The 21883-nt window shown below is 69.1% G+C and carries 24 protein-coding genes; 4 read left to right on the top strand and 20 right to left on the bottom strand.

The features are described from left to right. Positions 1 to 2: 2 nt before the first annotated feature. From ccmI to ACAD63_RS29895, 15 genes are all read right to left on the bottom strand, one after another. Positions 3 to 1202: a c-type cytochrome biogenesis protein CcmI gene (gene ccmI, locus ACAD63_RS29965; protein WP_434034216.1), complete on the bottom strand. Its 1200-nt coding sequence runs from the start codon at positions 1200 to 1202 to the stop codon at positions 3 to 5. Then, positions 1199 to 1666, bottom strand: coding sequence for a cytochrome c-type biogenesis protein (locus ACAD63_RS29960; protein ID WP_135703705.1), 468 nt, complete (start codon positions 1664 to 1666; stop codon positions 1199 to 1201). The genes ccmI and ACAD63_RS29960 overlap by 4 nt, the downstream gene beginning before the upstream one ends. Then, the gene (locus ACAD63_RS29955; protein ID WP_133095347.1) at positions 1659 to 2201 is read right to left on the bottom strand and encodes a DsbE family thiol:disulfide interchange protein; all 543 of its coding nucleotides are present in this window, start codon (positions 2199 to 2201) and stop codon (positions 1659 to 1661) included. Before ACAD63_RS29955 ends, ACAD63_RS29960 begins: the two co-directional genes overlap by 8 nt. Beyond that, positions 2198 to 4234 (bottom strand): heme lyase CcmF/NrfE family subunit, encoded by a 2037-nt coding sequence (locus ACAD63_RS29950; RefSeq protein WP_434034215.1) that lies wholly within the window; start codon positions 4232 to 4234, stop codon positions 2198 to 2200. The genes ACAD63_RS29955 and ACAD63_RS29950 overlap by 4 nt, the downstream gene beginning before the upstream one ends. Further along, positions 4231 to 4701: a cytochrome c maturation protein CcmE gene (gene ccmE / locus ACAD63_RS29945; protein ID WP_133095345.1), complete on the bottom strand. Its 471-nt coding sequence runs from the start codon at positions 4699 to 4701 to the stop codon at positions 4231 to 4233. Before ccmE ends, ACAD63_RS29950 begins: the two co-directional genes overlap by 4 nt. Then, positions 4698 to 4856: a heme exporter protein CcmD gene (ccmD, locus tag ACAD63_RS29940; RefSeq protein WP_133095344.1), complete on the bottom strand. Its 159-nt coding sequence runs from the start codon at positions 4854 to 4856 to the stop codon at positions 4698 to 4700. The genes ccmE and ccmD overlap by 4 nt, the downstream gene beginning before the upstream one ends. Further along, complete coding sequence (locus tag ACAD63_RS29935) at positions 4853 to 5623, bottom strand: heme ABC transporter permease (protein WP_135703708.1); 771 nt, start codon at positions 5621 to 5623, stop codon at positions 4853 to 4855. The genes ccmD and ACAD63_RS29935 overlap by 4 nt, the downstream gene beginning before the upstream one ends. Beyond that, the gene (gene ccmB / locus ACAD63_RS29930; protein ID WP_135703709.1) at positions 5620 to 6297 is read right to left on the bottom strand and encodes a heme exporter protein CcmB; all 678 of its coding nucleotides are present in this window, start codon (positions 6295 to 6297) and stop codon (positions 5620 to 5622) included. The genes ACAD63_RS29935 and ccmB overlap by 4 nt, the downstream gene beginning before the upstream one ends. Then, positions 6294 to 6944: a cytochrome c biogenesis heme-transporting ATPase CcmA gene (gene ccmA / locus ACAD63_RS29925; RefSeq protein WP_431189857.1), complete on the bottom strand. Its 651-nt coding sequence runs from the start codon at positions 6942 to 6944 to the stop codon at positions 6294 to 6296. The genes ccmB and ccmA overlap by 4 nt, the downstream gene beginning before the upstream one ends. Positions 6945 to 6947: 3 nt before the next feature. Then, entirely contained in the window at positions 6948 to 7535 is a 588-nt protein-coding gene (locus ACAD63_RS29920; protein ID WP_116319902.1) for a cytochrome c3 family protein, read from the bottom strand. Positions 7536 to 7593: 58 nt separating this feature from the next. Next, positions 7594 to 8124, bottom strand: a complete 531-nt coding sequence (locus ACAD63_RS29915) for a nitrate reductase cytochrome c-type subunit (RefSeq protein ID WP_195431472.1) — start codon at positions 8122 to 8124, stop codon at positions 7594 to 7596. A 26-nt stretch (positions 8125 to 8150) separates the two neighbouring features. Further along, on the bottom strand, positions 8151 to 10646 hold the full coding sequence (gene napA, locus ACAD63_RS29910) for a periplasmic nitrate reductase subunit alpha (protein WP_135703710.1): 2496 nt from the start codon (positions 10644 to 10646) through the stop codon (positions 8151 to 8153). Next, a complete protein-coding gene (locus ACAD63_RS29905) occupies positions 10643 to 10969 on the bottom strand; it encodes a chaperone NapD (protein WP_133095339.1) in 327 nt (108 codons plus the stop codon). The genes napA and ACAD63_RS29905 overlap by 4 nt, the downstream gene beginning before the upstream one ends. 86 nt (positions 10970 to 11055) lie before the next feature. Further along, on the bottom strand, positions 11056 to 11220 hold the full coding sequence (gene napE, locus ACAD63_RS29900) for a periplasmic nitrate reductase, NapE protein (protein ID WP_029044694.1): 165 nt from the start codon (positions 11218 to 11220) through the stop codon (positions 11056 to 11058). Positions 11221 to 11357: 137 nt separating this feature from the next. Further along, on the bottom strand, positions 11358 to 14012 hold the full coding sequence (locus ACAD63_RS29895; protein ID WP_304524028.1) for a LuxR C-terminal-related transcriptional regulator: 2655 nt from the start codon (positions 14010 to 14012) through the stop codon (positions 11358 to 11360). Positions 14013 to 14420: 408 nt separating this feature from the next. Here ACAD63_RS29895 and ACAD63_RS29890 point away from each other — a divergent pair, with 408 nt between their 5' ends. Beyond that, positions 14421 to 15416: a tripartite tricarboxylate transporter substrate binding protein gene (locus ACAD63_RS29890; RefSeq protein ID WP_434034214.1), complete on the top strand. Its 996-nt coding sequence runs from the start codon at positions 14421 to 14423 to the stop codon at positions 15414 to 15416. A 38-nt stretch (positions 15417 to 15454) separates the two neighbouring features. Here ACAD63_RS29890 and ACAD63_RS29885 read toward each other — a convergent pair whose 3' ends face one another. From ACAD63_RS29885 to ACAD63_RS29865, 5 genes are all read right to left on the bottom strand, one after another. Then, positions 15455 to 15814 carry a hypothetical protein gene (locus ACAD63_RS29885; protein ID WP_434034213.1) on the bottom strand — a complete coding sequence of 120 codons (360 nt, stop codon included), beginning with the start codon at positions 15812 to 15814 and terminating at the stop codon, positions 15455 to 15457. 188 nt (positions 15815 to 16002) lie between these two features. Continuing rightward, positions 16003 to 17226 carry a phosphoglycerate dehydrogenase gene (gene serA, locus ACAD63_RS29880; RefSeq protein WP_434034212.1) on the bottom strand — a complete coding sequence of 408 codons (1224 nt, stop codon included), beginning with the start codon at positions 17224 to 17226 and terminating at the stop codon, positions 16003 to 16005. A gap of 136 nt (positions 17227 to 17362) precedes the next feature. Next, on the bottom strand, positions 17363 to 17884 hold the full coding sequence (locus ACAD63_RS29875; protein ID WP_133095404.1) for a hypothetical protein: 522 nt from the start codon (positions 17882 to 17884) through the stop codon (positions 17363 to 17365). A gap of 119 nt (positions 17885 to 18003) precedes the next feature. Beyond that, the gene (locus ACAD63_RS29870) at positions 18004 to 18198 is read right to left on the bottom strand and encodes a hypothetical protein (protein WP_133095334.1); all 195 of its coding nucleotides are present in this window, start codon (positions 18196 to 18198) and stop codon (positions 18004 to 18006) included. Positions 18199 to 18345: 147 nt separating this feature from the next. Further along, positions 18346 to 18537: a hypothetical protein gene (locus ACAD63_RS29865; protein WP_434034211.1), complete on the bottom strand. Its 192-nt coding sequence runs from the start codon at positions 18535 to 18537 to the stop codon at positions 18346 to 18348. A 440-nt stretch (positions 18538 to 18977) separates the two neighbouring features. Here ACAD63_RS29865 and ACAD63_RS29860 point away from each other — a divergent pair, with 440 nt between their 5' ends. Genes ACAD63_RS29860 through ACAD63_RS29850 form a run of 3 tightly spaced genes read left to right on the top strand, consistent with a single transcriptional unit; the run spans position 18978 to position 21877 of the window. Next, entirely contained in the window at positions 18978 to 19784 is an 807-nt protein-coding gene (locus tag ACAD63_RS29860; protein WP_133095332.1) for an HpcH/HpaI aldolase family protein, read from the top strand. A 54-nt stretch (positions 19785 to 19838) separates the two neighbouring features. Next, positions 19839 to 20720, top strand: a complete 882-nt coding sequence (glxR, locus tag ACAD63_RS29855; protein WP_434034210.1) for a 2-hydroxy-3-oxopropionate reductase — start codon at positions 19839 to 19841, stop codon at positions 20718 to 20720. Between the two features lie 2 nt (positions 20721 to 20722). After that, positions 20723 to 21877 carry an L-talarate/galactarate dehydratase gene (locus ACAD63_RS29850; protein WP_133095330.1) on the top strand — a complete coding sequence of 385 codons (1155 nt, stop codon included), beginning with the start codon at positions 20723 to 20725 and terminating at the stop codon, positions 21875 to 21877. Positions 21878 to 21883: the final 6 nt, after the last annotated feature.

Raw genomic sequence — 21883 nt, 5'->3', positions numbered from 1 at the left:
TGCTATGGCACGGCGGCGTCGATGGCGATCCGCACGCCTTCGCTGCCGACTGCCAGCGGAACGCTGCGCCCGACCAGGTCGCCCGACTGCGGCATGGCATTCCCGCTCGCGGAAATGCGCGCCTCCACCACCACCTGCGTGTGTGCCGACAGCTTGCGGTCGGGCCGCATCGCCATCGCGTCGTCCAGCGTGAACGTCAGCGGCAGGTCGCGCGCCTGCCGGCGCAGCACCGCCAGAGGCATGCGCGAGCCGTCGGCGGGCAGGGCGTAGACGAAGAGGGTGTCGCCTGGCTGCGGCGTGCGCCCGGCCTTTTCGCTGAGCGTGACCATGCCGGTAATCTGCGCCGGCTGCGCGGCGGACGTGCCGCGCGCCGCGGCGAGGTTGGCGGCCACGCGCGCCGCGGTCTGCGAGTCCGGGGGCAGCAGCCGGTGCAGGTGCTCCCAGTAGCCGATCGCCGCCTGCTTGTCGCCGCGCTCCACCGCAGCGCTGGCCGCCAGCGCCAGGGCCTTGGGGTCATCCGGATCCAGCGCCAGTGCCCGGCTGATCTCCGCCATGGGCGCGCCTTGCAGCGAGCCGTTGTTGAGGCTGGCCAGCACGTCGGCGTAATCGGCGCGCAGCGATGCCACCTCGGGCGCCAGCTCGACTGCGCGGGCGTAGGCCGCGGCCGCGTCGGCATACCGCTCCAGCACGCTGTAGGAGCGCGCCAGCATGGCCCAGCCTGCGGGATCGGCCGGCGCTTCGTGAAGCCGCTGCGCCAGCTGGTTGACCATGCCTTCTACCTGCGCGCCGCTGAGCTGGTGCTGGCTGCCGCCGGCCTCAGGCATGTCGCCGGCGCGCCAGAGAGCGACGGGGTTGCCCAGGTGCAGATAGAGCAGGATGGCGGCACTCGGCAACGCCGCCAGCAACGCCGCGGCGAGCAGTGCAGACGTGCTCGCGCGGGGTGTGCCGGTGGCGGTGTCCGCGGCTTCATCCAGCAGCCGGCGGCCGAGTTCGTCGCGGGCTTCGGCATGCCGGGCCGCGCTCAGCGTGCCGGTGCGCAGGTCGGCGTCGAGTTCGCGCAACTGGTCGCGGTACAGGTCGACCAGCAGCGTGCGCTCCGGTGTGCCAGGGTCGGTAATGGCGTGGCGGCGCAGCAGCGGCCACAGCAGTCCGGCCATGGCGGCGGCGATCAGCGCGGCGGCGAGCAGCCAGAAGGTCGTCATGGTTGTCTGGGGCGGGCAGGATCGGCGGAGGCGTTGAGCAGGCTTTCGAGGTCGCGCCGCGCGCTGTCGTCAAGTGCAGCGCCCGTGCCGCAGTGACGCGCGCGAGCCCGCACGATTGCCCATGCGACGCCGGCAACCAGCAGCAGCGGACCAAACCACAACAGCCACGTCAGCGGCCGCAGCGGCGGCTTGTACAGCACGAAGTCGCCATAGCGCTGCACCAGGTAGTCCTTGACCGCCTGGTCGCTGGCGCCGCCGCGCAGCTGCTCGCGGATCTGGCGGCGCAGGTCGACGGCCAGGTCGGCGTTGGAATCGGCCAGCGTCTGGTTCTGGCACACCAGGCAGCGCAGTTCATTGGACAGCGCATGCACGCGCGCATCGAGCTCGGCCTCGGTCGGCGCGGCAGCCGCCAGCAGCGGCAGGCAGCATAGCCACAGGGCAAGCGCAGCGCGCAGCCTACGCATGGCCGCCTCCCTGGCGCTGCAGCCGCTCGATCAGCGGGATCAGCTTCTGCTCCAGCACCTCGCGGGTGACCGGGCCGACCTGGCGGTAGCGCACCACGCCCTGCTGGTCGATGACAAAGGTCTCGGGCACGCCATAGACGCCGTAGTCGATGCCCACGCGCCCGTCGGCGTCGACCAGCGATGCGGTGTAGGGGTTGCCGAGCCGCTGCAGCCAGTCGCGTGCGGCGCCGGCCTCGTCCTTGTAGTTCAGGCCGTACAGCGGCACCGGCGCGTGCGCGGCGAAGTCGACCAGCACCGGATGTTCGGTGCGGCAGGCCGCGCACCACGAGGCCCACACGTTCAGCAGCCACACCTTGCCGCGCATGTCGGCGGACGCCAGCGTGCGGCCTTCCGGTTCCAGCAGCGGCAGCGTGAAGGCCGGCGCGGCCTTGCCTACCAGCGGCGAGGGCAGCTCGCGCGGATCGTGGCGCAGCCCCGCCGCCAGCGCAACGGCGAGCGCGAGGAAGGCGGCGAGCGGCAGCAGGAAGCGGGTCATGCCGGCGTCTCCTCGCGCGTGGAGGCCAGTGCGGGCGCGGCAGGTTCAGTCACCGGTGCGGGCGCGGCTTCGGCCGCGACGCGGCGGCGCAGCCGGTAGCGCTTGTCGCACGCGGCCACCAATCCGCCCAGCGCCATCAGCACGCAGCCGGCCCAGATCCAGTCGACAAAGGGCTTGACGTGGATGCGCACGGCCCAGGCGCTGCCATCGACGCTGTTGGCCACGTTCTCGCCCAGCGCCACATACAGGTCGCGCGTCAGGCCGCTGTCGATCGCGGCCTCGGTGGTCGGCATGTCCTGGCTGCGGTAGATGCGGCGCTCGGGATGGAGCACCGCCACGCGCTTGCCGTCGCGCGATGCGGACAGCGTGCCGCGCAGCGCGTCGTAGTTGGGACCGGCGACCTGCCTCACGCCGGCGAAGCGGAAGTCGTAGCCGCCGACGCTGACGGTATCGCCCGCGCGCATCGGCAGTTCGCGCAGGCTTTCCTGCCCGGTGACCAGCGTCACGCCCGCGATGAAGATGCCGACGCCGGCATGCGCCAGCAGCATGCCCCAGTAGCTGGGCGCGAGCTGGCGCAGCGCGCTGAACCTGCGCCCCTGCTGGTGGCGCAGCCGGGCCGCCAGGCTCGCCACCGCGCTCAGCACGCACCATGCCGCCAGCAGCAGCCCCAGCCCGGTCATGGCGGAGGCGTTGCGCAGCACCAGCAGCAGCCCCAGGCCGATGGCCACGCTGGCGATGCCGGCCCAGCGCAGCCGCCGTGCCATGTCGGGCAGGCTGCCATGGCGCCAGCGCGCCAGCGGCGCCGCGCCCATCAGCAGCACCGCCGGAGCCATCAGCGGCACGAACACCTGTTCGAAGTAGGCAGGGCCGACCGAGATCTTGCCCAGTCCCAGCACATCGACCAGCAACGGGTAGAGCGTGCCGAGCAGCACCGTCGCCGCCGCCACCGCCAGCAGCACGTTGTTGGCCAGCAGCAGCGATTCGCGCGAGACCGCGGCAAACTCGGCCCGCCGCGACACGCACGACAAGCGCGGGGCGCGCCATGCGTACAGCGCCAGCGCGATGCCGGTGAGCAGGCCGAGCAGCGCCAGGATGAAGATGCCGCGCCTGGGATCGACCGCGAACGCATGCACCGAGGTCAGCACGCCGGAGCGGACCAGGAAGGTGCCGAGCAGGCTCAGCGAGAACGTGAAGATGGCGAGCAGCACGGTCCACGCGCGGAACGCGCCGCGCTTCTCCGTGACCGCCAGCGAATGCATCAGTGCGGTCCCCGCCAGCCATGGCATGAACGAGGCGTTCTCGACCGGATCCCAGAACCACCAGCCGCCCCAGCCCAGCTCGTAATATGCCCACGCGCTGCCCAGCATGATGCCCAGCGTCAGGAACGCCCACGCCACCGTGGTCCACGGCCGCGACCAGCGCGCCCAGGCGGCGTCGACGCGCCCGGCCAGCAGCGCCGCCACGGCAAAGGCAAAGGTCACCGAGAAACCGACATAGCCCATGTAGAGCAGCGGCGGGTGGAAGACCATGCCGGGATCCTGCAGCAATGGATTGAGGTCGCGCCCCGCCATCGCCGGCGGCAGCAACCGTATGAAGGGGTTGGAGGCAAACAGCAGGAACAGCAGGAAGCCCGCGCTGATCGCCCCCATCACGCCCAGCACGCGCGCCACCGCCGCAAGTGGCAGTTGCCGGCTGTAGCGCGCCACCGCCAGCGACCACAGCGCCAGCATCAGCGTCCACAGCAGCATCGAGCCTTCATGCCCGCCCCATACCGCTGCAATGCGGTAGGCAAGCGGCAGGGCGCTGTTGGAGTTGGCGGCGACATAGCGCACGCTGAAGTCGCTGGCGGCGAAGCTCCATGCCAGCGCCGCGAACGACAATGCCACCAGCACGCATTGCACGCGCGCCGCCGGCCGCGCCACCGCCATCCACGCCAGCCTGCCGCTTGCCGCGCCGGCCAGCGGCACTGCCGCCTGCACCAGTGCGACCAGCAGCGCGACGATCAGCGCGAAGTGCCCCAGTTCGGCAATCATTGACGCGCTCCCTGCGTCGGCGCCCCGGCCATGCGGCGGTTCACCTGTTCAGCCTGCCTGAGAGCATCGGCGGCTTCGGGCGGCATGTAGTTCTCGTCGTGCTTGGCCAGCACCTCGCTGGCGACGAAGGTGCCGTCGGCTTCCAGCTTGCCGCGCGCGACCACGCCCTTGCCCTCGCGGAACAGGTCGGGCAGCAGGCCGCGGTAGCGCACCGGCACCTGCCGCGCGGTGTCGGTGACGACGAAGCGCACGGTCATGCCGTCGCCTTCGCGCCGGATCGAGCCGGGTTCGACCAGTCCGCCAAGCCGGAAGCTGCGCGCCACCGGCGCTTCCTGCGCGGCCACCTGGCTGGGGCTGAAGAAGAACACCAGGTTGGAGCGGAAGGCATTGAGCACCAGCGCCAGCGCGATGCCGCCGCAGGCCAGGGCCGCGGCGAGCATGCCGAAGCGGCGCTGGCGCGGCGTCATTGGCGCGTGCTGGCCTGTCGCGCGCTGGCGCGGCAGCGGCGCGCCAGCAGCACCAGTTCCAGCGCCAGCAGCAGCGCGCTCATGCCGAACGCGCCGGCGATGAAAAGGCCATGGTGCCCGTATGGCAGCACCTGCGGGAGCAGCGAATGGGTCATGATGTCTCTCCGGTAACCGGCACTTCGCCGCGCTCGCGCAGGATGCAGCGCACGCGCACCAGCGCCACGGCGATGGTGTACATCCAGCACGCCAGCGTCATCAGCAGCATGCCCGCCAGCATGGTGGCCGCCATCGACGGCGCCGCCGTCAGGCTGACCGAAGCGCCCTGGTGCAGCGTGTTCCACCACTGCACCGAGAAGTAGATCACCGGGATATTGGCCACGCCCACCAGCGCCAGCACCGCGCAGGCGCGCTCGGCGCGGCGCGGCTCGTCGATGGCAGATTCCAGTGCGATAAAGCCGAGGTACAGGAACAGCAGGATCAGCTCGGAGGTCAGCCGCGCATCCCAGACCCACCACGTGCCCCAGGTCGGCTGGCCCCACAGCGCACCGGTCCAGAGCGCCAGCGCCGTGAACAGCGCGCCGGTGGGCGCCAGCGCCGAGGCCATCATCGACGACAGCCGTGTGCGCAGCACCAGCGCCAGCGCGCAGTAGCCGGCCATGACCAGGTAGATGAACATCGACATCCATGCCGCCGGCACGTGGATGAAGATGATGCGGTAGACCTCGCCCTGCTGCGCGTCGGTGGGCGCCAGGGCAAAGCCGACATACAAGCCGGCGAGGGCGAACACCGCCGCCGCGGCGAAGAACCACGGCGCCATGCGTCCGGCCAGCGGATAGAACCGTACTGGCGCCGCGTATGCCGTCCAGGCAAAACGCGCCCGCGGCGCCCCGGCAGTGGGCAGCGATGGCAGCGGCTGGCTCATGCCGGTGTCTCCATGGCGATGCGTAGCCCCGCGGCAGTGGCCAGCGGGCACAGGAACAGCGACAGCGCCAGGCACGCGCCCAGCAACGAGAACTGCGGCACCACGTCGAGCCCGGCGTCGGCCGCGGCCGCGGCGCTGGCGCCGAACACCAGCACCGGCACGCACAGCGGCAGCACCAGGATGCACAGCAGCACCGCGCCGCCGCGCACGCCCAGCGTCAGCGCGGCGCCCACCGCGCCGATCAGGGAGAGCGCCGGCGTGCCAACCAGCAGCGAGGCCGACAGCAGCAGCGATGCACCCCATGGCAGCCCGTACTGCTGCGCCAGCAACGGTGTCAGCAGCAACAGCGGCAGCCCGCTGGTCAGCCAGTGCGCCGCGATCTTCGCCAGCACCAGCAGCGCCAGCGGATGCGGCGACAGCAGCAGCTGGTCGAGGCTGCCATCGGCGTGCTCCTGCGCGAACAGCCGCGACAGCGACAGCATCGACGCCAGCAGCGCCGTGACCCACAGGATCCCGGGCGCCAGCGCGCGCAGCTGCTGCGGCTCGGGACCGATCGCCAGCGGGAACAGGCTCGCCGCGATGACAAAGAACACCACGCTGCCGAACAGGCTGGCGCGCCGGCGCCAGGACAGCGACACGTCGTGCGCGACGATGGCGGCCAGGGTGCGGGTCATGCCATCGCCTCCAGCCGCAGCACCGTGCCGCCGGCGCGCAGCAGCTGGTGGGTGGCGATCACGGCCATGCCGCCCGCTGCCAGGTGCGCGTCGAGCTGCGCGTCGAAGCGCGCGCAGGCGTCGGCATCCAGCGCTGCCACCGGTTCGTCGAGCAGCCACAGCGCGCGCCGCGCCAGCGACAGGCGCGCCAGCGCCACGCGCCGCCGCTGCCCTTGCGACAGCGCGCGCACCGGCGTGTGCGCGACACGCTCCAGCGCCTGCGCGGCCAGGGCACTCGCGACCGTGCCGGCCGCGTCGGTGCCGGCCATGCGCGCGGCAAAGCGCAGGTTTTCAGCCGGGCTCAGGTCCGGGTCGATGCCATTGGCATGGCCGACATAGGCCAGCGCCTGCAGGTAGGCAGGATCGCCGGCGCGCAGCGGCCGGCCGTGCCAGTGCAGCGTGCCTTGGTCCGGCACGGCGAGGCCGCACAGCACGCGCAGCAGGCTGGTCTTGCCGCTGCCATTGGCGCCCAGTACCTGCAGCAGGCAGCCGGGCGACAGCGCCAGGTCGATGCCGCGCAGCACCGGGCGGCCGGCGCGCGACAGCCCGAGCCCTTCACCGCTCAGCGCGGGAGGGATCGAACCGGGCCGGGCGGCGGGTGGCAGCACGCGTCATTTCTCCTCGGCCTTGGATACGTCCGGCAGGTGGTGCGCGATCCCCTTGTGGCAGTCGATGCAGGTCTTTTCCTTGTTGGCCAGGTAGGTCGAGTGCATGGCTTGCGCGCGCGGGCTCTGCCGCGTGAAATCCATCGACTGGTAGTCATGGCAGTTGCGGCATTCCAGCGAATCGTTGGCCTTGAAGCGGGCCCATTCGTGCTGCGCCAGCGTGAGACGGTGCGCCTGGAACTTCTCGCGCGTGTCGACGGTGCCGAAGATCTTGGCCCAGACCTCCTTGGACGCCTGCATCTTGCGCGCCATCTTGTCGGTCCAGTTGTGCGGCACGTGGCAGTCCGAGCATTTGGCGCGCACGCCGCTGCGGTTGGTGAAGTGGATGGTGCCCTGCAGCTCCTGGTAGACGTTATCGCGCATCTCGTGGCAGCCGGTGCAGAACTGCTCGGTGTTGGTCAGTTCCAGCGCGGTATTGAACGCGCCCCAGAACACCAGGCCGGCAATAAAGCCGCCCAGCGTCAGGAAGCCCAGGCTGAAATACGCGCTGGGCCGGTTGATGGTCCGCCAGTAGCGCTTGAGCAGGTCGAGCATGGCGCGCATCCGCAATGAGGTTGAGGTCGGGGCCGGGCGCTGCTATCTGGTTGCTCCCTTATTTGGCCGCTCCCTTGGTGTCGGCTGCTCCTTTGGCGCCGAGCTTGCGCTTGAGCATCTGCTCGACATCGATGAAGCTATTGCCCACCAGCGGCTTGGCGTCCGCCTGCGGCACGTGGCACTGCGTGCAGAAATAGCGGCGTGGCGACACCTCGGCCAGCACGTTGTTGTCGCGGTCCATGTAGTGCGTGATGCTGACCGGGATCGCCTGGGTTTCTTCGGTGCGGGTGCGCGCGTGGCAGAACATGCAGCGGTTGAAGTCCTTGTCGAGCTGGTAGCCGTCGATCTTGTGCGGGATCGTCGGCGGCTGCATGGTGTAGTTGCGGTTGCGGCGGATGTCCTTGTTCTCGGTCGGGTACAGGATCGGCGCCTTGCTTTCGTTGGCGATGGGGGTGGGCCCGCGCATGGCATCGACCACCCCCTGCTGCTGTTGCTGCTGCGCGCGCGCCGGCAGCGGCAACGCCGCCAGCACCGCCAGCAGCAGCGTGAGCAAGGCCAGCAGTGGCAGCCAGGATCGACTCGGTTTCATGGCGTCTCCCTGTGGTATCGGCCGCGCTAGACCTTGACGATCTTGACCGCGCACTTCTTGAAGTCGGTCTGCAGCGAGATCGGACAGGTCGCATCCAGCGTTACCTTGTTGATCAGCTGGCTGGCGTCGAACCACGGCACGAACACCAGCCCGCGCGGCGGCGCGTCGCGCCCGCGGGTCTCCAGGCGCGAGCGCATGCGCCCGCGCCGCGACACCACTTCCACTTCCACGCCGCGGCGCAGGCCCATGGCCTTGGCGTCCTCGGGATGCATGAACACCACCGCGTTGGGGAAGGCGCGATACAGCTCGGGCACGCGGCGCGTCATCGAGCCGGAATGCCAGTGCTCCAGCACGCGCCCCGTGACCAGCCAGTACGGATACTCCTGATCGGGCGATTCGGCGGGCGGCTCGTAGGGCAGGGCGAAGATCACCGCCTTGCCGTCGGGGTTGCCATAGAACTGGTAGCCGGTGCCGGCCTTCACGTAGGGATCGCTGCCTTCGCGGTAGCGCCAGCGCGTTTCCTTGCCGTTGACCACCGGCCAGCGCAGGCCGCGCGCCTCATGGTAGGCGTCGAACGGCGCCAGGTCGTGGCCATGGCCGCGGCCAAAGGTGGCGTATTCCTCGAACAGCCCCTTCTGCACGTAGAAGCCGAAGGCCTTGGCCTCGGCGTTGTGGTACTCGGTGCTGACTTCCTTGAGCGGGAACTTGTCGACCTGCCCGTTGCGGTAGAGCACGTCGAACAGGGTCTTGCCACGGTATTCCGGCTTCTTAGCGATCAGGTCGGCGGGCCAGACGTCCTCGACCTTGAAGCGCTTGGAAAACTCCATCAGCTGCCACAGGTCGGAGCGCGCCTCGCCCGGCGCATCGACCAGCTGGTGCCAGAACTGCGTGCGGCGTTCGGCATTGCCGTAGGCGCCTTCCTTCTCGACCCACATCGCGCTGGGCAGGATCAGGTCCGCCGCCAGCGCGGTGACGGTGGGATAGGCGTCAGACACCACGATGAAGTTGGCGGGATTGCGGTAGCCCGGCAAGCCCTCTTCCATCAGGTTTGCCGCCGCCTGCATGTTGTTGTTGACCTGCACCCAGTACGCATTGAGCTTGCCGTCCTTGAGCATGCGGTTCTGCAGCACGGCGTGGTAGCCCGGCTTGTCGGGAATGGTGCCCGCCGGCAGCTTCCAGATGCGCTCGGCTTCTTCGCGGTGCTTGGGATTGGTCACCACCATGTCCGCCGGCAGCCGGTGCGAGAAGGTGCCCACCTCGCGCGCGGTGCCGCACGCGGACGGCTGTCCGGTCAGCGAGAACGGGCTGTTGCCCGGCGTGGCGATCTTGCCGGTCAGCAGGTGCAGGTTGTAGACCATGTTGTTGGCCCAGCTGCCGCGCGTATGCTGGTTGAAGCCCATGGTCCACAGCGACATCACCTTGATGTTGGGATCGGCATAGAGCTCGGCCAGCTGGTCGAGCTTGGCCTTGGGCACGCCCGACAGCTTGCTGACGGTATCGGCGTCGTACTTGGCCACGAAGCGCGCGAAGTCGTCGAACGTGATCGGGCGCGAGGCGCCGGGATCGGCCGCGTTCTTGGCCGCCTTCTGCAGCGGATGCTCGGGACGCAGCCCATAGCCGATGTTGGTCACGCCTTCCTTGAACACCGTGTGCTTGTTGACGAAGTCCTTGTTGACCTTGTTGTTCTTGATGATGTAGTGGGCGATGTAGTTCATCATCGCCAGGTCGGTCTGAGGCTTGAAGATGACCGGGATGTCGGCCAGGTCGAACGAACGGTGGGTGAAGGTCGACAGTACCGCCACGCGGGTCTTGGGATGGCTCAGGCGCCGGTCGGTGATGCGGGTCCACAGGATGGGATGCATCTCGGCCATGTTCGAGCCCCACAGCACGAAGGCATCGGCCGCCTCGAAATCGTCATAGCAGCCCATCGGCTCGTCCATGCCGAAGGTGCGCATGAAGCCCTGCACCGCAGATGCCATGCAGTGGCGTGCATTGGGATCGATATTGTTGGAGCGGAAGCCGGCCTTGTACAGCTTGGACGCAGCATAGCCTTCCCATACGGTCCACTGGCCCGAGCCGAACATGCCCACCGCGGTCGGGCCTTTCTCTTTCAGCACGCGCTTGAACTGGCGCTCCATCTCGTCGAAGGCGCGTTCCCAAGTGACCGGCGCGAATTCGCCGTTCTTGTCGTACTGGCCGTTCTTCATGCGCAGCAGCGGCCTGGTCAGCCGGTCCTGGCCGTACATGATCTTCGACAGGAAATAGCCCTTGACGCAGTTCAGCCCCTTGTTGACCTCGGCCTGCGGGTCGCCGTTCGTGGCAACCACCTTGTTGTCCTTGACCGCCACCGTGACCCCGCAGCCGGTGCCGCAGAAGCGGCACGGCGCCTTGGACCATTTCAGCTTTGTCACCTCGCTGTCCGTGACAAAGTTGGCGGCTCCGGCCGGCAGCGTGACGCCGGCCACCGATGCCGTTGCGGCGACGGCGGTCTGCCTGATGAAATCGCGGCGGGAGATGTTCATCTGGCGCCCTCCTCGTAGATGGTCTCGCTCATGGCATCGGCGTCTTCGTTGTGCTGGTAGACAAGCGCGGCCGACAGCACGCCGGGGAGCTGGTGGAGGTAGGTGAGGTGCGCGGCAATGGCGCGCGAAGTGGGCGCTTCGATGGTGACCACGAGCTTGCCGGCATCGCTGGCGGCGTGGACCTCTGCGCCGGTGAGGGATTCGATGGCGCTGCGCACTTGCGCCACGCTGGCCGGATGCGCATGCACGACGATACCGGCAATATGCCACTCGTCGCTGGCTGGCAGCGGCTGGATGGGGATCGCACATCTGGCTGCGGGCATGCGGAAGCTCCGGTTCAATGCCGTTTCAGTCTGTGCTGCAGCTTGTTCTTATCTAACATCAATGGCGCCAAAGGCGCGCCACGCGTTCAGTGCGTTGGGGGGCCGCTGACCAGCTGGGTCATCCAGACAATGAACCCATAGCCTGCCACGACGATGACGGAAAGCACCGGCACCATCACGGCGGTCAGGAACAGGAAGCTGCGCAGTTCTTCTTTCTTGCGCTGCGGATCGTGGACTTCCCCGGTTTCCATCATGACTTGAAGTAATCGGTGAAAGTGGTCAGGCAATGCACCTGATGCGTAACACCATTAAAGGAAGCGCGGTCGAAGGTGTCAAGACTGCACTCGTGCGGCGTTCTGGCGGCTTTTGCAAGATTTGGTGCGATGGCTCACGCAAGCAGCCCGCGCGCCCGCGCCAGCGCGACGGCCTCGGTGCGGCTCTGCGCGCCCAGCTTGGCATGGATGCGGCGCAGATGCGACTTGACCGTCAGTTCCGAGACAAACAGTTTCTGCGCGATAACCCGATTGCGGTATCCGGCCGACAGCATATGCAGGACTTCGAGTTCGCGCGCGGTCAGCGGATCGGCCGATCCAGCCCTGGCCGTGGGCGATTCAACCGCGGGCGGGCTTGCCTGCGTGCCGGCATCACGGCCTTGCTGCAGCCGTGCCAGCAGCCCGGCCACGAACGGCGCCGCCACACCCAGCGCCGCAGCCTGCGGCAGGTGCGTGGCAGCCCAGCCGCATAGCAGCGCGGCCACGCGCTCGCCTTCGTCCAGGAAGCTGCGCACAAAGCCTTCATGGCTCGCCAGCCGCAATGCCTCGGTGATATCCTGCAGTGCCGCATCGCGCTGGCCCAGGCCGTCGAGCGCGGCGGCGCGCAGCAGGCGCAGGCGGATCAGGCGCCAGTAGCGCTGGTGTGCCAGCGCGGTGGCGATGGCAGGTTCGAGCAGGTCGCGAGCGTGGGCGAATTCGCCTTGCGCGATGGCGAGGCGGCAACGCGCCACGCTCGGCCGCTCGATATCGTTGGCGTGGCCGGCGGCGTCGCCGGCTTCCCAGGCGCCGTACAGCTGCGCGGCGCGCACGGCTTGGGCGGCGGCTTCGAGCCGGCCTTCCAGCGTGGCGACGCGCGCGCGCTCCAGCCACGCCGAGCACACCGCGCGCGCGGCACCGGCCTGCTGGCCGAGCTGCTCGAGTTCGGCAAGGCGCTGCAGCCACTGGCCGCGGTCGCCGCGCAACAGCGCCACGCGGGCGCTCAGCACGTGGCAGGCGATCAGTGCGTCGGGCGGGCCATTGCCCTTGCTGTAGGGCAGCGCGCCGGCGAGAAGCCGCTCGGCATGGTCGATGGCATCGTGCTCGTACAGTGCCTGCGCCCAGCAGATGTCGCTGGAAGGCTTGCCGCCGGTGACTTCGCCGGGCGTCGCGCTCCAGCCGCCCCAGCTGCCGCCGGAGGCCGCGCGCAAGCGTGCCAGCGCATTGCCGAGCCGGCCCTGTACCAGATCGATCACGCCTTCCAGGCTGTCGGTGATGCCGCGCATCGGCAGCGGGCGCGGCGCGCGCTGCATGGCGCGCGACAGCACGCTGCGGGCCTCGTCGTAGCGGTGCGTGCAGATCAGCGCATAGGCCAGCGAATTGGCGAGGATGCAGTACTGGAAGCTGTCGTCCGGCGCGAGCCGGTGCAGGTGGGCCGTGGCGGCGTCGCGGCAGGCCTGGACCCGGTCGGCCATGGCCAGCACCACGCAGTGCAGCGTCTGCGCCTCCACGGCCACGCTGGTGTCGGCAACCGCTGCCTGCGCCAGGAAGGGCTCGACCGCGGCCATGGCCTCGCCGTGGCGGCGGTTGAGCAGCAGCGCCCAGGCGCGCGTCAGCGCAAGCGTGGGCAACCGGCCCAGCGCCGCCGGTGCAACCTGGTCGAACCAGCGCAGCAGCAGCCGCACGCGGCCGGTGGCCAGCAGCGCGCCCGATTCGCTGGCGATTGCGGCCAGCGCTTCGTCGTGGCGGCCTGCCTGCAGCAGGTGGTCAACAGCCGGTACCGGGTAGCCGTTGGCCAGGTACCAGCGCGCGGCGGCAAGATGCAGCTGCGGCGCGCGGCCCGGTGCCTGCGCGGCCAGCCGGTGCTGCAGGAAGCTGGCGAAGAGGCGGTGGTAGCGGAACCAGTTGCGCTCGGCGTCGAGCGGGAACAGCAGCAGGTTGGCGCGCTCGAGGTGGTCGAGCATCTGGCGCGCGTCGTCGCGGCCGGTGAGGGCATCGCACAGCGGTGCGCTGAGCTGGCCGAGCACGCTGGTGTCTAGCAGGAAGGCGCGGCAGGCGTCGGACTGCCGCGCGAGGATGTCTTCGGCAAGGAACTCGCCCAGTTCCAGGTGTGTGCCGGAGAACGACGCGACAAAGGCCGCGTGGTCGCTGCGCTGCTGCAGCGACAGCGCCGCGAGGTAGATCGCCGTGGCCCAGCCCTCGGTGCCGCGGTGCAGCGTGGCGATGTCGGGGTCGCGCAGCGGCAGGGCGCAGCGGCCGCGCAGCAGCTCGGAGGTCTCCTGCAGAGAAAAGCGCAGCGCCGCCGGCGCGATCTCCAGCAGCTGGCCGCGCGCGCGCAGGCGCCCCAGGCCCAGTTCCGGCGTGGCCCTGGACCCGGCCACCAGCGTGCCGCACTGTGGCAGAGCCGCGATCAGCTGCTGCAGGAAGTCGAGCGCTGGTGCGCCATGCAGCGTTTCGAGATCGTCCAGCACGATCGCGAACGGCTGTGACGCGCTGCCCACCCGCTCGAGCAGGGCGTGCGCCAGCCGCGGGCCGCTGTCACCTGTCTCGGCCGACGCCCCACGTTTGCCGCGCAATGGCGCCAGGCCCGCTTCCAGGTGCACCAGCAGGCGCTCCAGGTCGTTGTCGCCGGCGTCCAGGCGCAGCCAGGCGACCGCATGGTGCTGCGCCAGGCAATGCGCGGCGTATTGCTGCATCAGCGTGGTCTTGCCGAAGCCGGCGGCGGCGCGCAGCACGATCACGCGTGCCGCGCGCGCTTCGGCCATCTGCGCCACCAGGTGCGGGCGGTGCAACATGGCCGCATGCGCCACCGGCGGGGCGAGCTTGGAGGCAAGGACGGCGGGCCGGGGCCGGACGGCCCCGGCGGTGGCGTGAAGGGCAGGCGGGTGCAAGACGTTCCTGGGGCGCCATGGCGCGGGCGGGGCTTGAGTGCGGCCGATTCTTCCACGTGCCTCAGGGTTGCGTCCTAGTTCGTTTGGACGATTTTGGCGGCCGGTGGGATATTGCTCCTTTCGATGGACGACACCGCCGCGTGCCGCGCCTAAAGTGGCCCGCACGCGCCGCTGGGCGCGCAGCAGGGAGCCATACCGGCACCTGCCCGGAACGGCACGCAGAGGCCGGCCGGCAGCGTGGCGCAGTACAGGCCGGCACGGGCGCTGCCCGGATGCCACCGGCCCCATGACAGGAAACCAAGGAGACAAGCAATGCAGCAAGGCAGGCGCAGGGTACTGCGGCAACTGGGTCTTGGCGCCGCGGGCGCGGCCCTGGCGGGCACCGGCTGGACGGCACGAGCGCAAGGCGCGGCCTATCCGGCACGCACGGTGCGCATCGTGATGCCGTACGCGGCGGGCGGCACCGGCGACGTGGTCGCGCGCGCCATCGCCGACGGCCTGGCCAAGGCCTGGGGCAAGGCCGTGGTGGTCGGCAACCGGCCCGGCGCCGGCGGCATGATCGGTGCCGACATGGTGGCCAAGGCCGAGCCCGACGGCTATACGCTGCTGTTCGCGCTGACCGGGCTGGTGCAGGCGCCCAGCCTCTATACCAAGGCGACCTTCAACCCGGTGCGGGACTTTGCGCCGATCTCCGAACTGGCAACGTCGCACCTCGCGCTGGTGGTGCAGCCCGACGTGCCCGCCGCCAGCATCAGGCAGCTGGTCGACTACATTCGCAAGCTCGGCAAGCCGCTGCCGTACGGTTCGTACGGGCTGGGCTCGAGCGGACACCTTTACATGGAGATCTTCGGCCGCAACGCGGGCGTGCCGCTGACCCACGTGCCGTACAAGGGCGAGGGCCCGATGCTCAATGACCTGCTCGGCGGCCAGCTGCCTGCCGCCATGGTGGCCGCGGTGTCGGCGCGCCAGCATGCGCGTACCGGCAAGCTCAAGGTGATCGCCGTTGCCGGGCAGGCACGCTCGCCGCTGCTGCCCGACGTGCCGACGTTCCAGGAGGGCGGCGTGCCGGGATTGGAGCGGCAGGGATGGATCGGCCTGTTCGCGCCAACGGGAACGCCACGCGCCATCGTCGACAAGGTGTCGGTCGACGTCAATCGCGTGCTGACCAACGCCGACCTGCGCGCGCGCATGGTTGACCTCGGCATCTTGCTGAAGGGTTCATCGCCGGCGGCGTTCACCGACGTAGTGAAGCAGGAGCAGGCCTATTGGGCCGAGGCGATCCGCGCCTCGGATATCCGGCTCGATTGAACGAAAGCACGGGCGGCCGCGCCGCCCGTGTGCCACGCCTACTGGTAAGTCACTACCATCATGTAGCCGTCCGGCCTGCCGCGCCGCCCGCCGAGCAGGCTGCGGAACACCGGCTCCACGCGCATCGTCGCCGTGGCGACACGCGCGTGCGCGCCGGCGCGCACCGGCGGCATCGGCACTGGTGCCGAGACCGTCCGTCCCGTAGCATCGACGCAGCGCGCGTGCACTTGTACCGCCGTGGGCGTGAAGCCGCATGACGGATTGACGATGGCCCCGCGAAACGTGATCGTGCCCGTTTGCGCCACCGCGATGCCGGCCAGGGCCAGCGCCAGGACTCCACCCACTATCAGCTGCCCGGTGATGCCGGGAACTGCCCCGCTTCGTTTCATTGATCTCATGTCATCACTCCGCTGTCGGTGTGGTGCGGATGCAAGCCCCGAGCGATGCGGTGCTGCCACTGCGCGAACGGTAGGGGCAGAACATGCGCCACTTGATGATAGTGGCCGCAATAGTGATTTCTTGGGACTTGGAACAATGCTGTGACCATTGCTCCGGCAAGCGGGGCGCAGGGCGCCCTGCAACAGCATCAGCCAGCCTGGCCAGTGCCTTCCCGCAGGATCAGGCGCGAGCGCGCGAAACCGGCGTGCGTGCGCAGCGCCTGCATCAGCTGGTCCGACGGCACGCGGTCGAGATCGGTCACCACATAACCGGTGGTGCCGCGCGTCTGCAGGTGCTGGCCGGTGATGTTGACCCCTTCCTGCGCCAGCAGCGTATTGAGCGCTGCCAGCGCACCCGGCGCGTTGCCATGCACGTTGAGCAGCCGCGCCGGTGCCTGCAGGGGACCTGGATCGACCTCGGGAAAGTTCACCGCGCCGATGGTGCCGCCGGTCGCCAGGAAGTGCGCCAGCTTGGCCGCGACCTCGGCGCCGATATTCTCCTGCGCCTCTTCGGTGCTGCCGCCGACGTGCGGGGTCAGCAGCACGTTGGACAGGTTCTGCAGTTCGCTGATGAACGGATCGTTGTTGGTCTTGGGCTCTTGCGGAAACACGTCGATGGCGGCGCCGCCCAGGCGTTTTTCGCGCAGCGCCGCGGCCAGCGCGCCAATGTCGACCACGCTGCCGCGCGAGGCATTGATCAGGATCGCGCCAGGCTTGAACGCGGCCAGCACGCTCGCATCGATCATGTTCCTGGTGCGCGGCGTGGCCGGGACATGCAGCGTCACCACCTCGGCCTGCGACACCGCTTCTTCGAGCGAGCCCGCGGCACGCGCCGAGCCGTGCGACAGCCGCGCCAGCACGTCGTAGTAGACCACGCGCATGCCCATCGATTCAGCCAGCACGCCGACCTGCGAGCCGATATTGCCGTAGCCGACGATGGCGATGGTCTTGCCGCGCGCCTCGAAGGCGCCGCTGGCCCCCTTGGCCCACTTGCCGGCATGCGCGAGCGTGTTTTTCTCGGGGATCCGGCGCAGCAGCATCACCGCTTCGGACACGACCAGTTCGGCCACCGAGCGCGTGTTGGAAAAGGGCGCGTTGAATACCGGAATGCCCGCATGCGTGGCGGCCTCCAGGTCGACCTGCGAGGTGCCGATGCAAAAGCAGCCGATCGACAGCAGCCCCGGGGCGCTGCGGATATCGTCGCCGCGCAGGTGCGTGGCCGAGCGGATGCCGACTATGTCATGGCTGGCCAGTACTTCGCGCAATTCAGGACCGGCCAGTGCACCGGTCCGGCGTTCGACCTGCAAGCCGGCTTCGGCCAGCCGTGCGGTGGCGCTCTGGTGAATGTTCTCGAGCAGGATCGCAGTGGTCACGTTCGTTTTCCGCGTGGAGGGATGGGTCTACCCTCCATTCTGCGCGCAAAACGGCACGGGACCCCGGGAGTCCCTGCTGCCGGCAATGACACCGGCATGCCTGGGACAACGCGCCCGTGCGTTGCCCCGTGCCGGTTCAGCGCGAGCGGCGCGAGTCGCCGCCGAGCGGGTCGACGATGATCATGGTCTGGCGCAGCACTCCGCCGTCATCGAAGTAAGCGCTGAAATGCGCGCTCTGCAGGCCGTCCTTGTACATCCGCCACGACCACGCCTCGCGCTTCATCAGGGGATAGTACTGGATGGGTTCGCGGGGCAGGCCGAAATGCTCCTGCATGTCTTTCTTGGTCCAGACATTGACCTGGGCACGATAGACCTCCATTTCGGTCAGCATCTGGCGGTAGCTGGTGAGCCTGCCGCCGGCATCGAAATCGGCGGCGTAGACCTCATGGCCGAAGGGCTGGCGCGACCACAGCCAGCGCGTGGTGCCGTCAGCCAGGCGGAAAGTCTCGGTGGGTGGCCCGAAGGTCTGGCGCACGGCACTTTCCGGGCTGCCGATCAACTTCTGTCCGGTCTGTACGGGCTGCAGCGTGGCGCAGCCCCCGAGCGTGCCGGCCAGCCATGCGGCCGCGCACAGGCGGCCGGCGAGCCGAAGTTGCATGCGAAGCTGCATGGCGTTCTCCTGCGGGCGTCATGCCCGCATCCGCCATTCTCTGACCAGTGCGATGCCCGGCGCAACAGGTGCCCGACGTGCCGGGGCGCCGGGCGCCGCCGGGACGATCAGCAGCGGCCCTTCTTGGCCTGGCCCGGCGGACAGAAGGATTCGTTGCCGTACGGGTCGACGCGGCAATTGCCCTTCTTGGCCTGGCCCGGGGGGCAGCCGGGACCCCCGCCGCCATACGTGTCATACGGGGCAACCACGCAGCCGCCGAGCAGGGCGCTACAGGCAACGAGCAATGCCAGGACGGATTTCATCGATTTCTCCTTGTTGTGGGGGATCCGAATGCGCAGCAGGATAGTGCGTCGGCCTGTCGTCAATTGTAAGGAATAGTGAATAGACGAGCCGCGCCCGGCGCCGGGGATGGCGCCCCGGATGCGTGCTGGAATATTCGAGCCGCGACGTTACGGCAGGTGCCGGCCGGGCAGCCGGGATGCCGGTGCGCCGGTGGGGCGGGCGGCGTGGCCCGCGGTGCCTTGCCGGCGTGCCGGGCCGGCCTTGGCCTGCCCGGTACCGCGAGGCGCCGTCAGCCGGCGGTCGCCGTCGATGCGCTCCGCCGGCGCGGAAAATGCCCCGATCCTGACGGGCTCGCCCATGCCGCCGGTAACGTGCTGCGCATGGGCGATGCCGGAAGCCGCGGCCAGCAGCGCGGCGGCAACAAGGGGAGGGCAGGAAGTCGAGGCATGGAAGGTTCCGGTCGTCGGTGCCGTACGGCACGTGGCAGACGGATATGTCGCGGCTTCGTGCGGGCGACGGGAGCATAGCCGAGCTTGCTAGCCGTGGGTGTAATAGATTGTTACTCGGTCGCCACCTAGCCATCATCAGTCATCATATAACATTGAGCAATTCGACGCCTTGGCGGATTCTGGCGGACTCAAAGTTTTAAACCGCCGAAATTTGCAACTTTATAGGCCAATATATGGCACATTGTTCCGACTGAAGTACCAAGTATACCGGGTAATCCCCAGCACAATCTTTGTCGTATCCTCATAAAATGTTGTACGACAACGTATTACGAATGCCAAGGGAGACCCAGATGCGCGAGAACCGGATCCGGAAGATGTGGGCGGCGGGCCAGGCCGTGGTGAATGGCTGGCTGTCCATCCCCAGCGCCTTTGCCGCCGAGACCATGGCCCACCAGGGCTGGGACTCGCTCACGATCGACCTGCAGCATGGCGCGCTTGACTACGCCGATGCACTGGCGCTGCTGACAGCGATCTCGACCACGGACACCGTGCCGGTCGTGCGCGTGCCGTGGAACGAGCCCGGCATCCTGATGAAGGTGCTCGATGCCGGCGCGTATGGCGTGATCTGCCCGATGGTCAATACCCGCGCCGACGCCGAGCGCCTGGTGGCCGCCACGCGCTACCCGCCGCTGGGCGCGCGCAGCTTCGGTCCGATCCGCGGGCTGCTGTACGGCGGCGCCGACTACGCCCAGCACGCCAACGACACCGTGGTGGTGCTGGCGATGATCGAGACCCGGCAAGGGCTGGAGAACCTGGACGAGATCCTGTCGGTCGACGGGCTCGACGGCGTCTATATCGGCCCGTCCGACCTGTCGCTCGCGCTGGGCTGCCGGCCGACCTTCGACGACGTCGACCCGCCCGTGGCACAGGCCATCGAGCACGTGGTTGCCCGAGCCAGGGCGCACGGGCGTCTCGCGGGCGTCCATAACGGCGCGCCGGCGGCCGCGTTGCGCCGCATCGGGCAAGGCTTCGGCTTCGTCACGGTCAGTTCCGATGCGCGGCTGATGGCTGCAGGCGCGCAGCAGGTCATGGCCGAGATGCGCGCCGGACAGCCACGGCAGACCGCGGCCCCGGCGCCCGGCAGCAGCGGCTACTAGGCCCGCCTGGCCACAAACAACACCGAACCGTACCGAACGCAAGGAGAGCAAAACGTGAAACTCGGATTCATTGGCCTTGGCATCATGGGCAGCCCGATGGCGCAGAACCTGATCGCCGGCGGGCATGAAGTCAGGCTGTCGAGCCGCAGCGGTGCGCCGCGGGCGCTGGTCGACCTGGGCGGCATCGCCTGCGCGTCGGGCCGCGAAGTGGCGCAGGGCGCCGACATCATCTTCCTGATGGTGCCCGACACCCCGCACGTCGAAGCGGCGCTGTTCGGTGAAGACGGCGTGGCCGCCGGCCTGAGCGAGGGCAAGATCGTGGTCGACATGAGCTCGATCTCGCCGATCGCCACCAAGGGCTTCGCCAGCCGCATCAACGCGCTGGGCTGCCGGTACCTCGATGCGCCGGTGTCCGGCGGCGAGGTCGGCGCGCGCAACGGCACGCTTTCGATCATGGTGGGCGGGCCCGAAGCAACCTTCGCGACCGTGCGGCCCCTGTTCGAGCTGATGGGCAAGAACATCACGCTGGTCGGCGACAACGGCGCCGGCCAGACCGCCAAGGTCGCCAACCAGATCATCGTCGCGCTGAACATCGAGGCCGTGGCCGAGGCGCTGCTGTTCGCCGCCAAGGCCGGCGCCGACCCCGCGCGCGTGCGCCAGGCGCTGATGGGCGGCTTTGCCTCGTCCAAGGTGCTGGAGGTGCATGGCGAGCGCATGATCAAGCGCACCTTCGAGCCCGGCTTCCGCATCGGGCTGCACCAGAAAGACCTGAACCTCGCGCTGTCCAACGCGCGCGAAATGGGCGTGTCGCTGCCCAGCACGGCGACCTGCCAGGAGCTGTTCAACGCCTGCGTGAGCCACGGCGGTGCTGGCTGGGACCATTCCGCGCTGGTGCGCGCGCTGGAGCTGCTGGCCAACCACGAAATCGGATCCTGAACATGACTGCAACCACATCGTCCACCCAACCCGCCGACAGCATCGCCTGGATCCGGCTGTCTTCCAGCTACCTGCCGCTGGCCACGCCGATCAGCGACGCCAAGGTGCTGACCGGCCGGCAGAAGCCGATGACCGAGGTGGCGATCCTGTTTGCCGAGATCCGCACCGCCAACGGCCATGAGGGGCTGGGCTTCAGCTACAGCAAGCGCGCGGGCGGCCCCGGCCAATTCGCGCACGCGGCCGAGATCGCGCCGGCGCTGATCGGCGAAGACCCGAGCGATATCGCGCGCCTGTGGGACAAGCTGTGCTGGGCGGGCGCGTCGGTCGGCCGCAGCGGCCTGTCGACGCAGGCCATCGGCGCCTTCGACGTGGCGCTGTGGGACCTCAAGGCCCGCCGCGCCGGCCTGTCGCTGGCCAAGCTGCTGGGCGCGCATCGCGACGCGGTGCGCTGCTACAACACCTCGGGCGGTTTCCTGCATACGCCGCTGGACCAGCTGAAGGTCAATGCCGCGGCTTCGGTCGAGCGCGGCATCGGCGGCATCAAGCTCAAGGTGGGCCAGCCCGACGGCGCGCTCGACATCAAGCGCGTGGCCGCGGTGCGCGAGCACCTGGGCGACGCGGTGCCGATCATGGTCGACGCCAACCAGCAATGGGACCGCCCGACCGCGCAGCGCATGTGCCGCACCTTCGAGTCGTTCAACCTGGTGTGGATCGAAGAGCCGCTCGACGCCTACGATCACGAAGGCCACGCCGCGCTGGCGACGCAGTTCGACACCCCGATCGCCACCGGCGAAATGCTGACCAGCGCCGCCGAGCACTGGGACCTGATCCGCCACCGCGCCGCGGACTACCTGATGCCCGATGCGCCGCGCGTCGGTGGCATCACGCCTTTCCTCAAGGTGGCGGCACTGGCCGAGCATGCGGGGCTGATGCTCGCGCCGCATTTTGCGATGGAACTGCACGTGCACCTTGCCGCCGCGTATCCGCGCGAGCCGTGGGTCGAGCATTTCGACTGGCTCGAGCCACTCTTCAACGAGCGCCTGCAGATCCGCAACGGCCGCATCCAGGTGCCGACCGCGCCGGGATTGGGCCTGAGCCTGAGCGAGCAGGCAAGGGCCTGGACGCGCCAGCAGGCGGAATTCGGCCAGCAGCCGTAACCCCGA

The sequence above is a fragment of the Cupriavidus sp. a3 genome (assembly GCF_051015765.1).
Lineage (GTDB): Bacteria > Pseudomonadota > Gammaproteobacteria > Burkholderiales > Burkholderiaceae > Cupriavidus > Cupriavidus oxalaticus_A.
Note: the sequence above shows the minus strand (reverse complement) of the source record. Positions and strands in the feature narration are given on the sequence as shown.

What these genes read in the sequence shown, in the direction of transcription:
- ccmI (WP_434034216.1), bottom strand. Translation starts at nt 1,202, where the DNA reads ATGACGACCTTCTGGCTGCTCGCCGCCGCGCTGATCGCCGCCGCCATG.
- ACAD63_RS29960 (WP_135703705.1), bottom strand. Translation starts at nt 1,666, where the DNA reads ATGCGTAGGCTGCGCGCTGCGCTTGCCCTGTGGCTATGCTGCCTGCCG.
- ACAD63_RS29955 (WP_133095347.1), bottom strand. Translation starts at nt 2,201, where the DNA reads ATGACCCGCTTCCTGCTGCCGCTCGCCGCCTTCCTCGCGCTCGCCGTT.
- ACAD63_RS29950 (WP_434034215.1), bottom strand. Translation starts at nt 4,234, where the DNA reads ATGATTGCCGAACTGGGGCACTTCGCGCTGATCGTCGCGCTGCTGGTC.
- ccmE (WP_133095345.1), bottom strand. Translation starts at nt 4,701, where the DNA reads ATGACGCCGCGCCAGCGCCGCTTCGGCATGCTCGCCGCGGCCCTGGCC.
- ccmD (WP_133095344.1), bottom strand. Translation starts at nt 4,856, where the DNA reads ATGACCCATTCGCTGCTCCCGCAGGTGCTGCCATACGGGCACCATGGC.
- ACAD63_RS29935 (WP_135703708.1), bottom strand. Translation starts at nt 5,623, where the DNA reads ATGAGCCAGCCGCTGCCATCGCTGCCCACTGCCGGGGCGCCGCGGGCG.
- ccmB (WP_135703709.1), bottom strand. Translation starts at nt 6,297, where the DNA reads ATGACCCGCACCCTGGCCGCCATCGTCGCGCACGACGTGTCGCTGTCC.
- ACAD63_RS29920 (WP_116319902.1), bottom strand. Translation starts at nt 7,535, where the DNA reads ATGCTCGACCTGCTCAAGCGCTACTGGCGGACCATCAACCGGCCCAGC.
- ACAD63_RS29915 (WP_195431472.1), bottom strand. Translation starts at nt 8,124, where the DNA reads ATGAAACCGAGTCGATCCTGGCTGCCACTGCTGGCCTTGCTCACGCTG.
- napA (WP_135703710.1), bottom strand. Translation starts at nt 10,646, where the DNA reads ATGAACATCTCCCGCCGCGATTTCATCAGGCAGACCGCCGTCGCCGCA.
- ACAD63_RS29905 (WP_133095339.1), bottom strand. Translation starts at nt 10,969, where the DNA reads ATGCCCGCAGCCAGATGTGCGATCCCCATCCAGCCGCTGCCAGCCAGC.
- napE (WP_029044694.1), bottom strand. Translation starts at nt 11,220, where the DNA reads ATGGAAACCGGGGAAGTCCACGATCCGCAGCGCAAGAAAGAAGAACTG.
- ACAD63_RS29895 (WP_304524028.1), bottom strand. Translation starts at nt 14,012, where the DNA reads ATGTTGCACCGCCCGCACCTGGTGGCGCAGATGGCCGAAGCGCGCGCG.
- ACAD63_RS29890 (WP_434034214.1), top strand. Translation starts at nt 14,421, where the DNA reads ATGCAGCAAGGCAGGCGCAGGGTACTGCGGCAACTGGGTCTTGGCGCC.
- ACAD63_RS29885 (WP_434034213.1), bottom strand. Translation starts at nt 15,814, where the DNA reads ATGAGATCAATGAAACGAAGCGGGGCAGTTCCCGGCATCACCGGGCAG.
- ACAD63_RS29875 (WP_133095404.1), bottom strand. Translation starts at nt 17,884, where the DNA reads ATGCAACTTCGGCTCGCCGGCCGCCTGTGCGCGGCCGCATGGCTGGCC.
- ACAD63_RS29870 (WP_133095334.1), bottom strand. Translation starts at nt 18,198, where the DNA reads ATGAAATCCGTCCTGGCATTGCTCGTTGCCTGTAGCGCCCTGCTCGGC.
- ACAD63_RS29865 (WP_434034211.1), bottom strand. Translation starts at nt 18,537, where the DNA reads ATGGGCGAGCCCGTCAGGATCGGGGCATTTTCCGCGCCGGCGGAGCGC.
- ACAD63_RS29860 (WP_133095332.1), top strand. Translation starts at nt 18,978, where the DNA reads ATGCGCGAGAACCGGATCCGGAAGATGTGGGCGGCGGGCCAGGCCGTG.
- ACAD63_RS29850 (WP_133095330.1), top strand. Translation starts at nt 20,723, where the DNA reads ATGACTGCAACCACATCGTCCACCCAACCCGCCGACAGCATCGCCTGG.